Annotated in this window: 19 protein-coding genes; all 19 read right to left on the bottom strand. The window is 35.8% G+C overall.

Translation table 11 applies throughout. The features are described 5' to 3' along the window. Positions 1-329: 329 nt before the first annotated feature. The 19 genes from AC2TF5_RS08000 to AC2TF5_RS07910 all read right to left on the bottom strand — a co-directional run bounded on the left by AC2TF5_RS08000 (position 330) and on the right by AC2TF5_RS07910 (position 15207). Positions 330-1922: an oleate hydratase gene (locus AC2TF5_RS08000; RefSeq protein WP_491301648.1), complete on the bottom strand. Its 1593-nt coding sequence runs from the start codon at positions 1920-1922 to the stop codon at positions 330-332. Between the two features lie 152 nt (positions 1923-2074). Beyond that, the gene (locus AC2TF5_RS07995) at positions 2075-2635 is read right to left on the bottom strand and encodes a TetR/AcrR family transcriptional regulator (protein WP_491301647.1); all 561 of its coding nucleotides are present in this window, start codon (positions 2633-2635) and stop codon (positions 2075-2077) included. A 151-nt stretch (positions 2636-2786) separates the two neighbouring features. Continuing rightward, complete coding sequence (locus tag AC2TF5_RS07990) at positions 2787-3293, bottom strand: DinB family protein (RefSeq protein ID WP_491301646.1); 507 nt, start codon at positions 3291-3293, stop codon at positions 2787-2789. A gap of 185 nt (positions 3294-3478) precedes the next feature. Further along, entirely contained in the window at positions 3479-4498 is a 1020-nt protein-coding gene (locus AC2TF5_RS07985) for a nucleoside-triphosphatase (RefSeq protein WP_491301645.1), read from the bottom strand. A gap of 252 nt (positions 4499-4750) precedes the next feature. Then, positions 4751-5245 (bottom strand): histidine phosphatase family protein, encoded by a 495-nt coding sequence (locus tag AC2TF5_RS07980; protein WP_491301644.1) that lies wholly within the window; start codon positions 5243-5245, stop codon positions 4751-4753. 437 nt (positions 5246-5682) lie between these two features. Beyond that, on the bottom strand, positions 5683-6180 hold the full coding sequence (locus AC2TF5_RS07975) for a GNAT family N-acetyltransferase (RefSeq protein ID WP_491301643.1): 498 nt from the start codon (positions 6178-6180) through the stop codon (positions 5683-5685). Between the two features lie 313 nt (positions 6181-6493). Next, entirely contained in the window at positions 6494-7261 is a 768-nt protein-coding gene (locus AC2TF5_RS07970; protein ID WP_491301642.1) for a class I SAM-dependent methyltransferase, read from the bottom strand. Positions 7262-7351: 90 nt separating this feature from the next. After that, on the bottom strand, positions 7352-7765 hold the full coding sequence (locus AC2TF5_RS07965; protein WP_491301641.1) for a cyclase family protein: 414 nt from the start codon (positions 7763-7765) through the stop codon (positions 7352-7354). Positions 7766-7797: 32 nt separating this feature from the next. Continuing rightward, positions 7798-7962, bottom strand: a complete 165-nt coding sequence (locus AC2TF5_RS07960; RefSeq protein WP_491301640.1) for a cyclase family protein — start codon at positions 7960-7962, stop codon at positions 7798-7800. Between the two features lie 112 nt (positions 7963-8074). Then, a complete protein-coding gene (locus AC2TF5_RS07955) occupies positions 8075-8416 on the bottom strand; it encodes a DUF2834 domain-containing protein (protein WP_491302839.1) in 342 nt (113 codons plus the stop codon). Between the two features lie 242 nt (positions 8417-8658). Beyond that, complete coding sequence (locus AC2TF5_RS07950) at positions 8659-9033, bottom strand: hypothetical protein (RefSeq protein ID WP_491301639.1); 375 nt, start codon at positions 9031-9033, stop codon at positions 8659-8661. A gap of 70 nt (positions 9034-9103) precedes the next feature. Beyond that, positions 9104-9730: a hypothetical protein gene (locus tag AC2TF5_RS07945; protein WP_491301638.1), complete on the bottom strand. Its 627-nt coding sequence runs from the start codon at positions 9728-9730 to the stop codon at positions 9104-9106. A gap of 248 nt (positions 9731-9978) precedes the next feature. Next, positions 9979-10470 (bottom strand): hypothetical protein, encoded by a 492-nt coding sequence (locus tag AC2TF5_RS07940; protein WP_491301637.1) that lies wholly within the window; start codon positions 10468-10470, stop codon positions 9979-9981. Between the two features lie 181 nt (positions 10471-10651). Further along, positions 10652-11467 (bottom strand): DUF2785 domain-containing protein, encoded by an 816-nt coding sequence (locus AC2TF5_RS07935; protein ID WP_491301636.1) that lies wholly within the window; start codon positions 11465-11467, stop codon positions 10652-10654. Between the two features lie 64 nt (positions 11468-11531). Next, positions 11532-11723: a hypothetical protein gene (locus AC2TF5_RS07930; RefSeq protein ID WP_491301635.1), complete on the bottom strand. Its 192-nt coding sequence runs from the start codon at positions 11721-11723 to the stop codon at positions 11532-11534. 226 nt (positions 11724-11949) lie between these two features. Further along, complete coding sequence (locus AC2TF5_RS07925; RefSeq protein WP_491301634.1) at positions 11950-12420, bottom strand: NUDIX domain-containing protein; 471 nt, start codon at positions 12418-12420, stop codon at positions 11950-11952. Positions 12421-12651: 231 nt separating this feature from the next. Further along, positions 12652-13236, bottom strand: coding sequence for a GNAT family N-acetyltransferase (locus tag AC2TF5_RS07920; protein ID WP_491301633.1), 585 nt, complete (start codon positions 13234-13236; stop codon positions 12652-12654). Positions 13237-13459: 223 nt separating this feature from the next. Continuing rightward, on the bottom strand, positions 13460-14305 hold the full coding sequence (locus tag AC2TF5_RS07915; protein WP_491301632.1) for a class I SAM-dependent methyltransferase: 846 nt from the start codon (positions 14303-14305) through the stop codon (positions 13460-13462). 203 nt (positions 14306-14508) lie between these two features. After that, positions 14509-15207: a nucleotidyltransferase domain-containing protein gene (locus AC2TF5_RS07910; protein ID WP_491301631.1), complete on the bottom strand. Its 699-nt coding sequence runs from the start codon at positions 15205-15207 to the stop codon at positions 14509-14511. Positions 15208-15496 lie beyond the last annotated feature (289 nt).

The raw sequence follows: 15496 nt of genomic DNA, 5'->3' as shown, positions 1-15496 counted from the left end.
CACAAACTTCGGTTAAAATGCAATTTATGCTGTTTAGTGAACTAACTACATTCTTACACATCTCACCATATAAGTTCCATCTTTGTTCAAAATAAAATAAGAAAATAACCGGCTTGTTGGGCACTATTCAGAAATCGGATTATATTGTTGACACTCGCCACGATTAAGAAAACTACATATTATGTCGTATTTCTATTATGCTTCATCAACACAAGAAAAGGGCAATCGCTATTCTCAGCGAATGCCCTTAGGTTATGGATCAAGAATGAATTATTGTTCTTACAAGGCCCGATTCCCCTCGATGTTCCGTTCATCGATTGCCTCATCCCTTATCTGTATGAGGTATTCAATGCTTTCAACAAGGTGCGAACATCATACTTATGAGGTGTTACCGGGCACACCTTTTTATTCAATCCCAGCAAAGTATAAACGGCAATTCTGGCTGCACGAATCGAATATTCTTCCGTGAACACCATGTCCTCTGGAATTTCAACGAACTGACTAATCATTGCCAGGTTCGTAGAGCCATCTGGTACCACTTTTGGACGATCGCTCATTGCACGCGGTTGGAACTGAGAATCAATATATGGCATCATACATGGAATAACGTTCACGACGCTATCCATGATTTCATCCATATCTTCTTCCATATGCAGATGGTGCAGCAGTTCAACCAGCATCTCTTTGCCTGTACAATCTCGCATTGGTTTCTTGACATAATCGCCTTCTTTATCCGTGTACAAGCCGTATCCCCAGAATATTGTCGTGTCTGCCGGTTGATTTTTAAAGTGAGGCTGTGCGGCAACTACAATCGACATCAACCAATTGGAATCTTTGAATGTCATTAAAGCACCACTGCCTGGTTTGTTGCGGGAATATTTCTCAATCATCTTAAGCAGCTTGTCACCTTTGCAAGTAACCGTGAAGGATTCCCAGTTCGTTTCCTCTGCATTGCCGAAGAATGGAGCCGGATTACCGAGTCCCTCTTTCTTAGCTGCGATCTTCGCCCACAGATTACCTGACATCGGATTCTCTGGCACCATCTTAGCAGGTGTGTTCAGATCGCCTAGTGTCGCATTATCAGTCATACAGCCATTAGTCACGATACACAAATCGCCCTCCCGAAGTTGAATAATACCCGATTTGCCATCTTGCTCATAATGGATCGCTGTTACCGTGATACCATCGCCTTCTTCAAAGTCGAGATCTGTCACTGTATATTTCAAGCTGAAATCAACGTCGAAACCATCAAGGTACTTTTTAATTGGCAAAATAATCGAATCATATTGGTTATAAGGAGTACGTGTAACCCCTTCAAGAGTTTGAATACGAGAAAATTCAAATACCATACGGTTCATATAGCGTCTAAATTCAAACAAGCTGGACCATTTTTGGAAGGCAAATGTTGTCTGCCACATATACCAGAAGTTCGTTTCGAAAAAATGCGGCGTTTCCGCAAACCAATCGCAGATCCGCAAGTTGTCCAATTTCTCCTCCGGTGTGATCATTAATCTTCCAAGTGCTAATCGATCAGCTGTATTAAAGCCCATGGACATAACATCCAGAACCTCGCCGTCTTTGTTAATCAAGCGAGCATTCGCATGTGTAGGATGCGCATGGTCAAAAGCTAGAATTTCGTCGCATACGGACACACCTTCTTGTTCAATCGAAGGAATGGAAGATAGCAGCTCCCATGTATTTTCATAGGTTTCTTCGTTCAACATACGACCGCCACGGCATACGAAACCATTGGTTGTATCACCCGCACCGTCATTACTTCCTCCGAGAATGTGCATACCTTCTAAAATATGAATATTTTCACCTGGAAAATCACAATCTCGTATAAGATAGGATGCACCTGCGAGCGATGCTAGACCGCCGCCAACAAAGTAAACTTGTCTGTTCCCGTAATCTTTTTTCATCGATGTAACCTCCATATGTTCATTTATTTTGTCCGTGAAACCAATATACTGCACATATGGATCGTCTACCTTAGACAGCAAAAGGGCCGTGTATAAAATTTATACACAACCCTTACAATGTCTAAATATATAGGATAAATTGAGTCCCCTTGTTAGCAACTCTTTACATACTTGTTAATTGCCTTTTCCATATCGCCTTCAACCAGAACACTTAATCGATCAATAATTATCTCTGGATCTTCACTCATGTCATTTCGGATCCACTCCAGCATAATACCGATAAACGCATAAGTGTAAAAATTCGCGATAAAATTCTTATCTTCCTGCCTCACCTGCATATTTGCGTTGACTTCTTCTATGACGCCCATGAGAAGCTCGAATACCGCTTGGTGTAGAAACAAATCTAAATGTTCTCGCCCCATGGATCGATAGGTACACATGCAGAATTTTTTATTATCCAGTACATAATGAAATATCTTAAGAAAACCCTGCTGCCACGTGTCGTATGTACGTAAATTAGCGATACTATCCAGTGCTTCCGTCTTATAGATCCAATCCAACAGATCATATACATCTTGAAAATGATAATAAAACGTCTGTCGATTCACTCCACATTCAGCAACGAGATCTTTAACAGTGATTTTATCTAGCGATGATCGTTCCATCATTGCTTTTAAAGAGGAAGATAAAGCTTTTTTGGTCAACCCGGACATGTTGCACAGCTCCTTCCCAGCTATAAAGAGTTATCATAAAAGACAGTACAATCTCATTCATTATAACTGCGCCGTGCCAAGCGGTACAAGAACCTTAAAGCCTGGTTTATGCGTGTGAAAACCTCTTGAAAAATGAAGGCCTAAACATTGTTTACTTAAATCCATCCTTAATTTCTTTGATTTGTTTAATATGTCTTTGTTCATGTAAGTACAGTGATCTAACCCATTCAATTAATAACATCTCTTTGAAGACTGGGTGTATAAAATGTCTTCTACTCAGCACTGATGGGTCTTCTAATGTGTTTAATATTTCATATAACTTCTCTCTTGAATTGTTTAGTTTCTCAACAATTTCTTTATTTTCTAAAATTTCATCTGTTGGTTTAGCAATGTCAGGAGCTTCTAACTTTTTACTTCTATCAAGTAGAAATTCTAATGGTTTACTTTCTATGAATGAATTTTCTTTGCTCATTAATCCTTTCCTTATTGCTACGACATATAATTCTTCTGTCTTTGAAAGGTGTTGACATACCTGACTAATACTCCAACTGTATGAGTCTTTCCGTTTGTTTAATTGATCTCCATTCAATCCTTTAAGTATTTCTAATAATTCAGTTCTTGTTTCTTTTAATTTTTGATTGATTTCTTGAAGTTCCATAGAAAACTCCCTTTCCTTAATTTTTTGCGGATATTTCCTATAACGTTCTTGTATCTACGAATCCGAGAGGCTTAATGGAGCGATTGGGTTTGTCATTTGTCTTGGCCTCCATTCAGTCATTTAATGACTCACCAAATCCTATTGGTCTCTCACTTAACGTTTATGTCAGCGCTTTCTTCGAATTCCTACAATGTACTTGATTCTAAAGCTTTCAAAATATCCTTTACCAAAAATTCTGATATCACATCACGAGTGAATTCATTTAAACTTATTATCTTTACTTCCTTCAAATATTTGATTTTGTCTATTTCAGGATGACTGTCTAAAGGAATTGTCCCAAGAACAATATGATTACCGGAAACAATGTCCTGTACTATTTTATGGAAAGAGGTGGATAGCATCTGCATAAATCCAATTTCATCAATTACAATTATTTTTTTTGAAGACAAGGCGTCATTTAATACTTTAATAGCAAAATCTTCGAATTTTTCTATATCAATTCCGTACCTTCCAATTCGAATTTTGCTAGGACTTGCTACATTCGCGATTTCTACACTTTCTCCATTAACGGACACACATCTGAAACCTATTCGATCATCTGAATTTGTTATTTCTTCCGTATAGAATCCACCACAAATATCTGATCCAATGTCATTTATGAGTTTTTTTATCATTGTTGTCTTGCCCATTCTAGGTTTTCCTGTGAGTAAAAATACATTTTTAGAATTCTTATGTTCTCCGTCTAATCTTGACAACAGCTTATAATTAGGTGCGTTCAAATCCCATGTCTCATATGGGATAGAGTTTACTGCATTTAGTGCATCAAGTATGCGCGACTTTAGTTGAGGCCTTTTTATATATTCATCAATATTAGTATCATCCAAATTTAAATATTTTGCCTCTAGAATTTCTTCTGGTTGAATTGTTATTTCACCACTAACATATTCCGCATTAAAAACAACAGACAAAACATGAATCCTTTCATTGTAGTAGACTCCGGATATTCCTAAAGGGCGTATAACAATTCCCGTTTCTTCCAAAAATTCTCGACACACAGCTATGTCTAATGGCTCGCCAGCATCAACAAATCCTCCGGGCATTTCCCAAGTGTCAGAACGCAAATGTGTACGAACCATTAAAACATGTCCATTCTCATTCTTAACAAGAGCTGAAACAGCAATTAAATGTTTTGACTGTTCATACATCGTTAAACACCACCCGTTTAATAATTTCAAGCTTGTCTGCAATGTTTCGAATAACGTTCTTGTATTTACGAACTCGAAAAGCTTAGAGGAGCGGACGCAACTGAACGGATTTTCCACTTAACCTTGCAGGGTTTTCTGCTTGATGACACTTCTACGAAAAACACCGGGCAGACAAGGAGCGCCAGCGATGAGGCGTAGATACTGTGTTATGCGAAGTTCATCCTTCTTGATTAACTTACTATCGGATCTTCTTTATAATGACTTGTATCTCCATGCAAAATAATATTTAGTCTTACATAAACAGGCTGGATGTATATAAGGAGGATTCCAAATATCCTTCAGAGGTCGATCTTCAAAATATGCCATTAGCAATTTCACAACAACGGTATGAGTTACAATCAATATTGATTTACCTTGATTTATACTAATAATTTCGTGTAATTTATCTATTGCTCGTTTCGAGACATCCTGAAAAGTTTCACTGTTTTGTACATGAAATTTCTCAGGATCATGCCAAAAATTGTGGAATTGCTTAGGATATAAATCTTTGACTTCTTCTTGACGTTTACCTTCCCAAATTCCTAAACGAATCTCTTTCAAGTCATCACTTTCAATTATATCAATTTCCTTTATATCTCTTATTAATTCAGCTGTTTTTCGGGCTCTAAGACTTGAACTTGAGTAAATAACATCTATTGTATCATTCTGGAATGATTCACCTAGCCATTGAGCTTGTTTGATTCCCACTTCTGTTAATGGTGAATCTTGAGTCTTTCAAGTTTATGATCTCAGGACTTTTGCATAAGCGTATGTATTCACGAACCCAGCACTGGCTTAGATAGCACTTACCTTAGCCGGTGCTGGGTTATCCGCTGCTTCCACTTCCTCAAAATTACTACTCGCGAACCGAGGACCGTATGGAAGGGTGTGTGAATTCTGTGTTAGCTGTTGTATCGCACTTCTGTGAATTGACCCTCAAAGACTCTTCTTGATAAAAGATAACTCAGTAAGAAGTTGAATGTTATTATTTATTTCAAAGAATATTTCTTCAAATTGATAGTCGATTTCTAATTCAGTAAATTCTTCATTCTGAAGTTCATCATGAATACACTCTTCTGTTTCATCATGATACAGCGCCGTAGATTGATTCGGCAGTCAACAATGCCTGTGACTTCTTCGAATTACTAGACAGCGTTATTAAATATAAATCCTTGCCCCTTCCATGATTCTGTCTCAACATTCAGCAATTCATAGTTACCATTAGTATATTTCTCAATAACACTCTTCCAAAATGACTTAGATGGATCATTGTTACCGTGTTGAAGAACCTCCCATTCCCCACAAAACATATCAAATATCTTTGTTGCCACAATACTTCCTATCCCACTTCTTCGGTACTTACGCATAATAAAAAACTCAGCAACAGATTTAGCATCATTCTTTTGCAAATAACAATGGTTATTAATCAACACAAATCCTGCGAATTCATTATCGACTAAAACAAAGAATGGATACCTACCTTGGTCAGTCCAATAATGATCCAAATACTTGTAACCATATAAGCCGTACTTATTTACGTCTCGACTGTTATACTCACTAAAATCATATTCATATAACTCAATTAACTGCTTGAGTATAAACTTTTGATCTTCTGTGACTTCAACTACATCGATTTGTTGCATGTCTATCTTCTCCTAACTACTGTGAGATATTTTCATTAATAAAATGCACAGGTTCCAGATAACGTTTTTGTATTCACGAACCCTCACCACCTTAAGGTGAACCCTGGAGGCTTAGATATCTCTTATCTTAATCTTAGCCCCCAGGTCTTCCGGCCGCGATGCCGTTAGGTGTTGCAGGGTTGTCGCTCGAGTTCGCTTTCCCGAAATTCCTCAAACGACCAAAGGCGGATGCCCAAGCGGGAATACATTGTTATCTAATGGATCGGCCCCATACAACTCAACAAACATTTCCCGTTAATGCAACGAGAACAAATCATTTTTTTGCTAAATACAAATCGATGGTATCATAAACATATAACACATCACCAAAACGTAAAATCGCTTCTTTAATCTCGTTTTCAAATAATACTCTTGTAGTTGATGGCATTGTTCTATGATCTGAATATGTATTTAATAAGGCAATATAGTCAGATGAAGAAAATCTTCTTGTTAAATGATATAATTTGAACACAATTTCTCTAAATCCATATGCCTGAATTGTTTTCTTTCGACATTCATATCTTTCAGTATCATGCTCCATAATTTTGGTACTGGAAGGTCTATATTTTTGATATATGCTTTGAATCTTCTGATGCAACTCATCATTTTCTCGTGATACAAATGGACGGTTCCATAATAATGCTAGTGTTCCATCGGTTTTTAATAATTTGGAGACTTTAGGATAACCCGTTTCTTCTGGAATCCAATGAAATGCAGTAGCTGAATAAATTAAATCAATACTGCCATCTGGACATTCAAATTCTTCAAATGCAGTATTGCATACTGTGAAATTTTTATATTCTAGAAACTTCAATTTTGAATATTCTGCAAGGTCTTTTCCTAATTCAATTGCCGTTAATTCACAGCCTGTTTCCAAAAAAGGTCTTGTTGCCTGACCTGTTCCAATACCAATTTCAATTGCTTTTTTGCCTTGCTCAATTTGAGAATACTCTATAATATCTTTGAATAATTCATCACAATATGTCGGTCTCCATTTTTCGTAATTCTCCACATCCTCATTAAATGTTAGTCGTTTATCCATAATAATCTTCATCCTTCCAAAAATCGTTACTATACAGCCCGTTAGTTATAGTATCAATATGTTTCCCGCTACAATATACTTTTGTCTTATTCATTCTGTACGTGCAATAATACGAGCGATCGCTGAATCTGTCTTAATAAGTAATGGCAGTGCTATTATCTCAAAGGAATTTACATTCAATAATTGATCAATATTAGTGAGATTCTCAGCAATAAGCACGTGATTATCAAACAAGAATTTATGTATTTCAAATGGAAACTTATCTGGAGATGGTGTATCCATTCCAATCAGTTTTATCTTCTTTCGAACTACTAATTCTGCAAATTCTTTCGTTAAAATCGGATGTTCTGTATAATACTTTTCTTGACCGAAATAAATACTGTGTCCAGTATAAAGAACTAAAATCGTTCTTTCACTTATCAAGTGTTCGTACTTATCTTTATACTCAATCCTGTTCATTCCAGAAACATTTAACAATATTCCTTTCCCTATAAATGAATCCAATGGAAAGTCACTCAAATATAGTTCAGATTTATTTAAGGACCATCTATATGTGTACCTGTGTGCATATTAATCGTTAACTGATGGTTGCAATAACCGTCACTTTTCAAATTTTTAGTTTGTACTAACTCCATCTCACTGTCACCTGGATACACAGGTATCTTATTTTGAATAATATGAGTCAGATCTATAAGCTTCATTGAAACCCCTCATTTTATCTTTTATAGTCATTGCGAAAATCTCCGATAACATATTCACGAACCCGAAGCATGAACACATTGTTATGCGCTGTTTCTGCCTTCATTGAACAACTTACACTTCTGTAGTTCTTTTTTTCTTTTCAATATGAATTTCCCGTAATAGAAGAAACAATGGAAGACCAAGTGAAACACCAACTGTTAACGTACCAAGAACAGGGAGCCATAAGTACTTCATTCCTTTTTTCTTGCCTTCATATAAGATAAAACCGATAAGAACTATTATTGATACAACTACATCCATCCATGCAAATGCTCCAATTGGAGATTGACTAGCTTCAATAAATAATTGAGTAATACTAAATCCTTTCTCATGTATCCAAGGAATGAATTGTGAATAGGGTAGAATAATGCCCAATAATGATAATATTCCATAAAAGTACTTCAAGTTCCTCACCTCTAAGTTATTTGTCAGTATTCTTATATTTAGATCCTCTTTTGAGAATTTTAATACTTGCAATAATTGCGCATGACGTTCTTGTATCTACGAACCCGAGAGGCTTAAGGCGCATCGCGCCGGGTCCAACGGGACTTAGCCTCGCAGGGTTGTTCGCTGATTCAGCTTCCTCGCGAACCAAGTGCAAAGACTACTGTGTATATGCGGAGTTATATGATGTACTCACTCTCTCAAGTACCCCTTCAATATATCTTTTTATCAGTTTTCGCTTTTATATATTCTATATGTCTTTTATTATTTGCTGTCCATTCCACTAAAATTTCAGTTTCATTTAGATCGTTAGCTTCTGTATCTATATTCCTTGAGTATAGGTATCCATTATGTCCGTTCTCTAAAGGGTATTTACTTATTTTATTCCCCCTTACTATTAATATATTTGCATTACTCTCTTTATAGAGTCCATCTATATTAATTTGAACTTTTAGACCATTACCATAAGTGATAGAATATGATCCCAAGTTGGATTCAAACCTTTGTAATACCAGATAAACTACATTCACTAAAATTAAGACTACTAAAACCAATAAAACTGATTTTTTCTTTAATCTGGGGCTCATTTCCCTCACATTACCTTTCATAAAGAAAGTAGTAAATATAAGATCTGTTAGTACCTAGCGATTATTTCAACTAATGAAAATACTTTAAAACATCATTTGCATATTTATTCCATTGTTTTAAATCAGTGTTTATTTCTATGGTAGGTACTCTAGATAATTTGGCTTGTTCTCTTAATTGTTGTTGAGTATCTATCAAATCTTGACATCCCTTTAGAAATTCTTCTTTGGATTTTTCTTTCCACATTAATGCATCTCTACTCATTACTCTCTCCTCAACAATATCATTTGATATTGTCAGTAATACACATTTTGCTCCCAATCCAACTAAATTCTGTTCTAATTCTTCAATTTCATTATCTAATGTATTACTAAATGCTACTCTATGATTTAAATGAAATCTTTCCAATATGAAGAACAAACCTCTAGACTTTCGCGATGAAGGCCCTAAATAAATTGCCCATTCGTTTAGCTTTTTCAGCATTTCTACTCTTTCTTCTAATATTTTTTGATGCTCAGCTTTATTTAGCTTGACGAATTCCCCGTTTACATTATTTAACACTTGAGTATAATGCTCTCCTAAAACAATAAGACTCCGTTCAGCAGTTTCATCTTGAGATTGCATCATTTTTAAGGTTTTTAATAATGATGTTTTTCCAGAGTTTGAATATCCCTCAAGAATTATTCCCCTTATATGCATCCTTGAACTCCTCCATTAAAATATTGTTACCTGCATATTATTTCAGTTAACATTTCTGTATTCACGAACGCCCACTGACTTGAGGCCGAAGACCGTGTGCGCTTGTGCACTTAGTCAGTGCGGTGTTGTCCACCTGATTACACTTCCTCGAAGTTCCTCGGTGCGGACCAATGGACGGCTTGTCGGCCCGCAGCGTGAATGCTATGTTATCGGCAGTAATATGTCACCTTTGATATACATAATATTTTTTAACCGTTCCATCTCCTAAATACTCTAAAACCAAAAAATTCTAATTGTTCATCAATTGTTTGTATTGAGCGGATTTGCCTTAGATAATTAATATTTTTAAATAACCAACTGTCTTTTTCTATTAGTTCTTCAATAATTATTGTTCTTTCTGGGAATAATATATTTAGCTGTTCAATATATTCCGTCTCTGATTTTCCGATATAAAATGTAGGAGGGTGCGGATATATATTACTATTTAAAACAAAATTAAAACCCAATTTATTAATATACTCAGGAATATCAATCTTATTTTGTAGAGCTTTGTCCTGAATTAAATAATATAAATTTCTGTCAGCATTCTCCAGGTTAGTAACATATCTAGTTGGATAGTGTTGCATAAGTAAAGTAATTATATCATTCGTAGCTTTGGGATATTTAGATGTTGGTTTAAAAATGTAACCTAAAAATTCTAGGTATGCTTGAAGAGATCCATTGAAGTTTTTAGTTCTCAATTTTGCTTTAATTTTTTGATAAAGTTCTTGGGGTATCGCTTTATAGTATGTTATTTCTTTGTTTTTAACATGTTAATCAATTTGATTAATTAGATCTAATTCTTCCTTCGAATACTTCATATTCGACTCCTTAATATACATTTCCGATAACGTTTCTTCGATTTAACTAAATTTCAGTTTTTTAGAGCTGGTTTAATGTTCCTAGTATTTCTTTAGTTATAACCTCAGATCCGCTAATATTCAGTAATTTAAAATATACACTTCGCAAAAGATTCTTAGTATTTCCTCTAATTATGTCATATTGTGGATATGTTTTTTCTAATTTTTCAATGCTCCCAAGCTGTTGCACCCAATTAATTAAAATATCTTCCTTAAGGATATTACGCTTAACAATTTGAATTACTACTTCTGCCATCCTCTCATCTTCATCGTTTATAAAATAATAGTTACTAACACAAGCCTTTTCCCCTATCAACTCTAAAATAACCAATAAATGTTTCTGAGAATAATAAGATGAGGATGAAATAAAACCTAAAACATCAGCTGCATGGGCAATCGAATGTGCCCATCCTTTATCTAATATATATCCTCTAAAATCCTTCTCGAGTTCAAAATATAATGTCACTCTAGAGTAAATATATTCATATTCATTTTCAGTTAAATAATTAAAAATATCGTTATAATGTAATGCAAGCGCTATGAACAGGGCTGAAAAAGAACGTGTAAACACTGTATCTTGATCGTTATCACCTATTCCATCAAATAAATGATCATCATCTAAGGTCACGTATAATACTTGTCTGACTAATTTTATACTTAGTTCTTGATTCATTATCCATCTATGTAAAGTTCCATAAATGAGCTTATCCCTTAATTCGTCATCAATCGACCCAATGTGTTGAATCATTTCATGAACCACTTGATCAATGTCTGTTCCTTCTGGAACTTTATAATTATTATCTCTTACATCTCTTAGAAAACTTTTAATGTTGCTCATTTATTTCTCCTTATGTTTAGGTTTCCCCCGAATTCACTACTACACTTGTTCTTGAGCCGTATATTTAATACTCCCCGTTGTATTCTATATAGCTTGTTTTTTTGGCCCTCACAACATGATAGGGCATATATACATTCTTCGTTTGAGGAGATAAATCCTCGGTAAAATTAATCGCTGCATCCACTAATTCATCCGTTAAAAAGACACTTTCATCTAAAAATCCACTTAGTAAAGCAGCATCTCCCTTATACTTCAAACAAAGATATCCATAACCAGGATCAACGATAACTAAATTGACGATGTCTTCTTCCTTCTGCTCTTTTGTACCATTTTAAAATCTAACTACGATGTCTTGTCCTTTATAAAAAACATCAACATCACAGGAAAAGTCTTGATGTATAAATTTCATGTTTCGTTTTCCCCCCATTATCTTGAGTTAGGGATATTTAATAATTTCATATTTATCAGTGTCGTCGGGGGCTTCATTGAGTTGCCCTCAAAATGGTCTGTAATTTAGGTCCTAATTGTTTTAATTTCTCTTTAATATAGGAATCTGTAGTTTCAGGAATTTCATGAAGATGATAAAATTGAGCATCCAACACTTCATTGCCATCTGGCCGAATATTCCCTTCAAAATCAGTACAAATGTAACCAATGATAACGTTGTAATATTCATGACCATTTTTTAGTTTGGTATACAGCTCTTCTCCAGAAAATACTCCAAATAACTGTAGTGATCTTAACTCAATATTGATTTCTTCTTTTACTTCTCGTTTTATACAATCCTCTACGGACTCCCGCAGTTCCATGAGTCCGCCAGGAATACCCCATGACTGATCTTGATATTTAACTAATAGGATTTGGCCAATATTATTAATAATAGCTACAGTGGGCCTTACCAAAATTAAAGCCTTGTTCCCAATCAATTCTCTGAGTTCTTCAATGTACCCCATTGCAATACCTCCCAAAAAATTCAATATATTCGCCTTTCCCCAGTGTCACATAACGTTTCCGTGTTCACGACGTCCATTCACCTTACGCGAACGTAGTGAGCGGCCGCGATGAGGTTAGGTGAATGGACTGTCCCGGCAATTACATCTTCGACTTTACTTCCGGGGCCGAGGCAGCTTGTCTGCCGATGCGTGAACATTTGTTAGGCGATGCCAAAGGCATCTTCGAACTATCTAGATACCTTGTATTTCATTCTCTTTCTCTATAAATTCATCCTTTGTTAATCCAAAAAGTATGAGATCATAGTATTTCCCGTTTGTATAAATGACTTTTCGTCGTACTCCTTCTTGAACACATCCGATTTTTCTCATCATAGTTGCTGAAGGTTCATTTCCTTCAAGTACAGAATCGTTAAATTTATTTAGACGTCGTTCAAAGAAAGCATATCTTAATAAAATTCTAATTGCTTTTGTACCATATCCCTTGCCTCGATTATCCCGATCAATTTGGATGCCAATACTGAAAGTGCCATTCCGTTCATCGATGCTATTTAGGTTTATTGCTCCTATGTTCTCACCATATAAATTTTCAATAGTAAACATTATTCGTCCATTACCAGGTGAAAAATCAGAGAATGAATCTACAAACTTTTTTGCCTCCGCAATCGTCGGTGGTAATTCAACTTCACATTCTAATAAACGCCGAGCAGGCGTATCAAATCGGTTATAATAATGCCCTTCCCAGTCTTCGGGCTCAATAGCACGTAAACGAATTTCTTCATCCTGCCAAAAATAATTGCTATAGTTTATTTCTTTCATTTTTATTCCCCCAAGAAATATTCTGATTCTTGTATCTATATCGTTCCGTTGGTTTCGCCTAACGTTTCCGTATTCACGAACCCGAGAGGCTTAAGGCGCGTCAGCGTCGGGTCGAAGACTTAGCCTTACATGGTTATCTGCTGCTATAACTTCTCATTTTCGCTCCTTCAGACCAAGAGGCCGACAGCCCCACAGCGTGAATGAAATGTTTGGCGAAGTTCTATCACTTCTTCTGGGCAATTACTGTTAGTATTTCTGATTCTTCTTCATATTCCCGTCCAGTTACGTCAGAATAAAATTCAAATTTTTCAAATCCTATAAGGCTAAGTAATGATGAAATCTCGTCAATTGTATATGTTTGATCCCAAATATTATATACTTGCATATCTTTATCATCTTCTAACACGATTGTTTGTTGTAAATGAACTCTTTCTTCTGGATACCAATAACTAGAGTTCAAACATAAATGTGGCCTTGGTCTCCAAAAGCCACTTTGATAGGAATCCCATGCTTTTGAATCGATATGATTTTTATATTTTTTAGGTGTAAAAACATCAAAGACGAATTTCCCTCCTGAATTCAAATTATTATAGATCTTGTGTAACAATGTATTCCTAGCGTATTCGTCCAAAACCCCAAAATCACAATATATGAGTAGAACAACATCAAAATAATTGGTGAAATCAAGTGTTAGATAATCATGGCAAATATAATCAACTTGGAAATTTAACTCCGATGCTTGATTCTTAGCATATTCTATAGAACGACTTGAAAAATCAACCCCCATAACTTTATTAAAACCTTGCTTAGCCAACCGATTTGTATATACTCCTGGCCCGCAACCTAAATCAAGTATTTTTTGTTCAGAGTTATTGCCACAAATATAATCTTTGATCCATTTCACAGAGGCATCAACAGTAACGCGATTTCTACTTGCTGCATCTGTATTGGGATCTAAGTGAGCTTCTAGCATTTGTTGTGATATATATTCATCAACCCACATTTGTGAACTTCCCTTTTCAAATAGCAAAGGTTTTTTAGATTTCTCAATTATTTTATAAATTTCCATAAAAAGAACCCTTCCTTCTATGTAAGAAAATCCTTTTGATAGAATCTAGCATAACGTTCCGGTTTTAGGTCATTTCGCCTAACGTTTTAGTATTCACGAACCTTCACTGGTTTAAGGAGCGATCAACGGAAGCTGGGTCGGGTCGCCTCTGCCGACTTAGCCAGTGCAGGGTTGTCTGCCTGAATTCGCATCCCCGAATGAGCCTAAATATCTTCATCCTTAATCTGAACAAGACCACCAACAGGGTTGAGTACATATTCACATAATGTTTTAACTGCATTATCATTCAGTATACATTCCTCAATATGTCTAACCATTATTGCATCTAGATTCCGCAATACATTAATTTGGTGTTTGGGTTTTACAGCCCACCAATTACTAATAATGAAATGAGCTTCTACGCAAACATTCATAATTTGATACTTAATCCATTTTAAGGATAATTCGTCAACTTCATCAATGAAGCTGTTTAATAATTCTGTAATTCTTCTCCTAATTTTTAATACCTCTTCAGCTGAAACAGGTGCAGGGCCCTGGTTATACATTTCAACAGCTTTTTCTTTCAGTGTCTTCCATCTAGTTGTATCTGTGCTCCATAAGCAAACACCACCGGCTAACATAGAGGTTATCGTTCCAATATTGCCCTTTCTCTCATAGGAGTTTAAGACTTCTTGATACCACTCCCACGGAGCAACCATTAATTGAAATTCATAGTTTTTAAATACCCTATACTCCCTTCTAAATTCAGTGAAACTACCGATATAACAAAGATCAATATCACTATGATCAGTGGCTTGTCCATTAGCTTGTGATCCACATAAAATGATTGCTTCTAATTCTGGTTTTTTAGGTTTATCTAAGTTTACAAAATCATCAATGATCTCTTTAATTTGTATTTTCATATTTTGTTCCTCGTTTTATATATTTTAAGCAATTTCAGTTAACGTTCTTGTATTTACGAACCCGGGAGGCTTAAGGCGCATCGCGACGGGTCCAGCGGGACTTAGCCTCGCAGGGTTGTTTGCCTGATTCCGCTTCTCCGAAATACCTCGGGCAGACCAAGGTCCAGATGGCCCGCAGCGTGAATGCAATATTATACAACGGGGTCCTCTCTGATTTCATGCAAATTTCAAAGGAATCAATACAGTACTTCAAAACAATCCGAAAATCTCTACCTGATAACCTCCAACA

The sequence above is a fragment of the Paenibacillus sp. JNUCC 34 genome (genome assembly GCF_058269055.1).
Note: the sequence above shows the minus strand (reverse complement) of the source record. Positions and strands in the feature narration are given on the sequence as shown.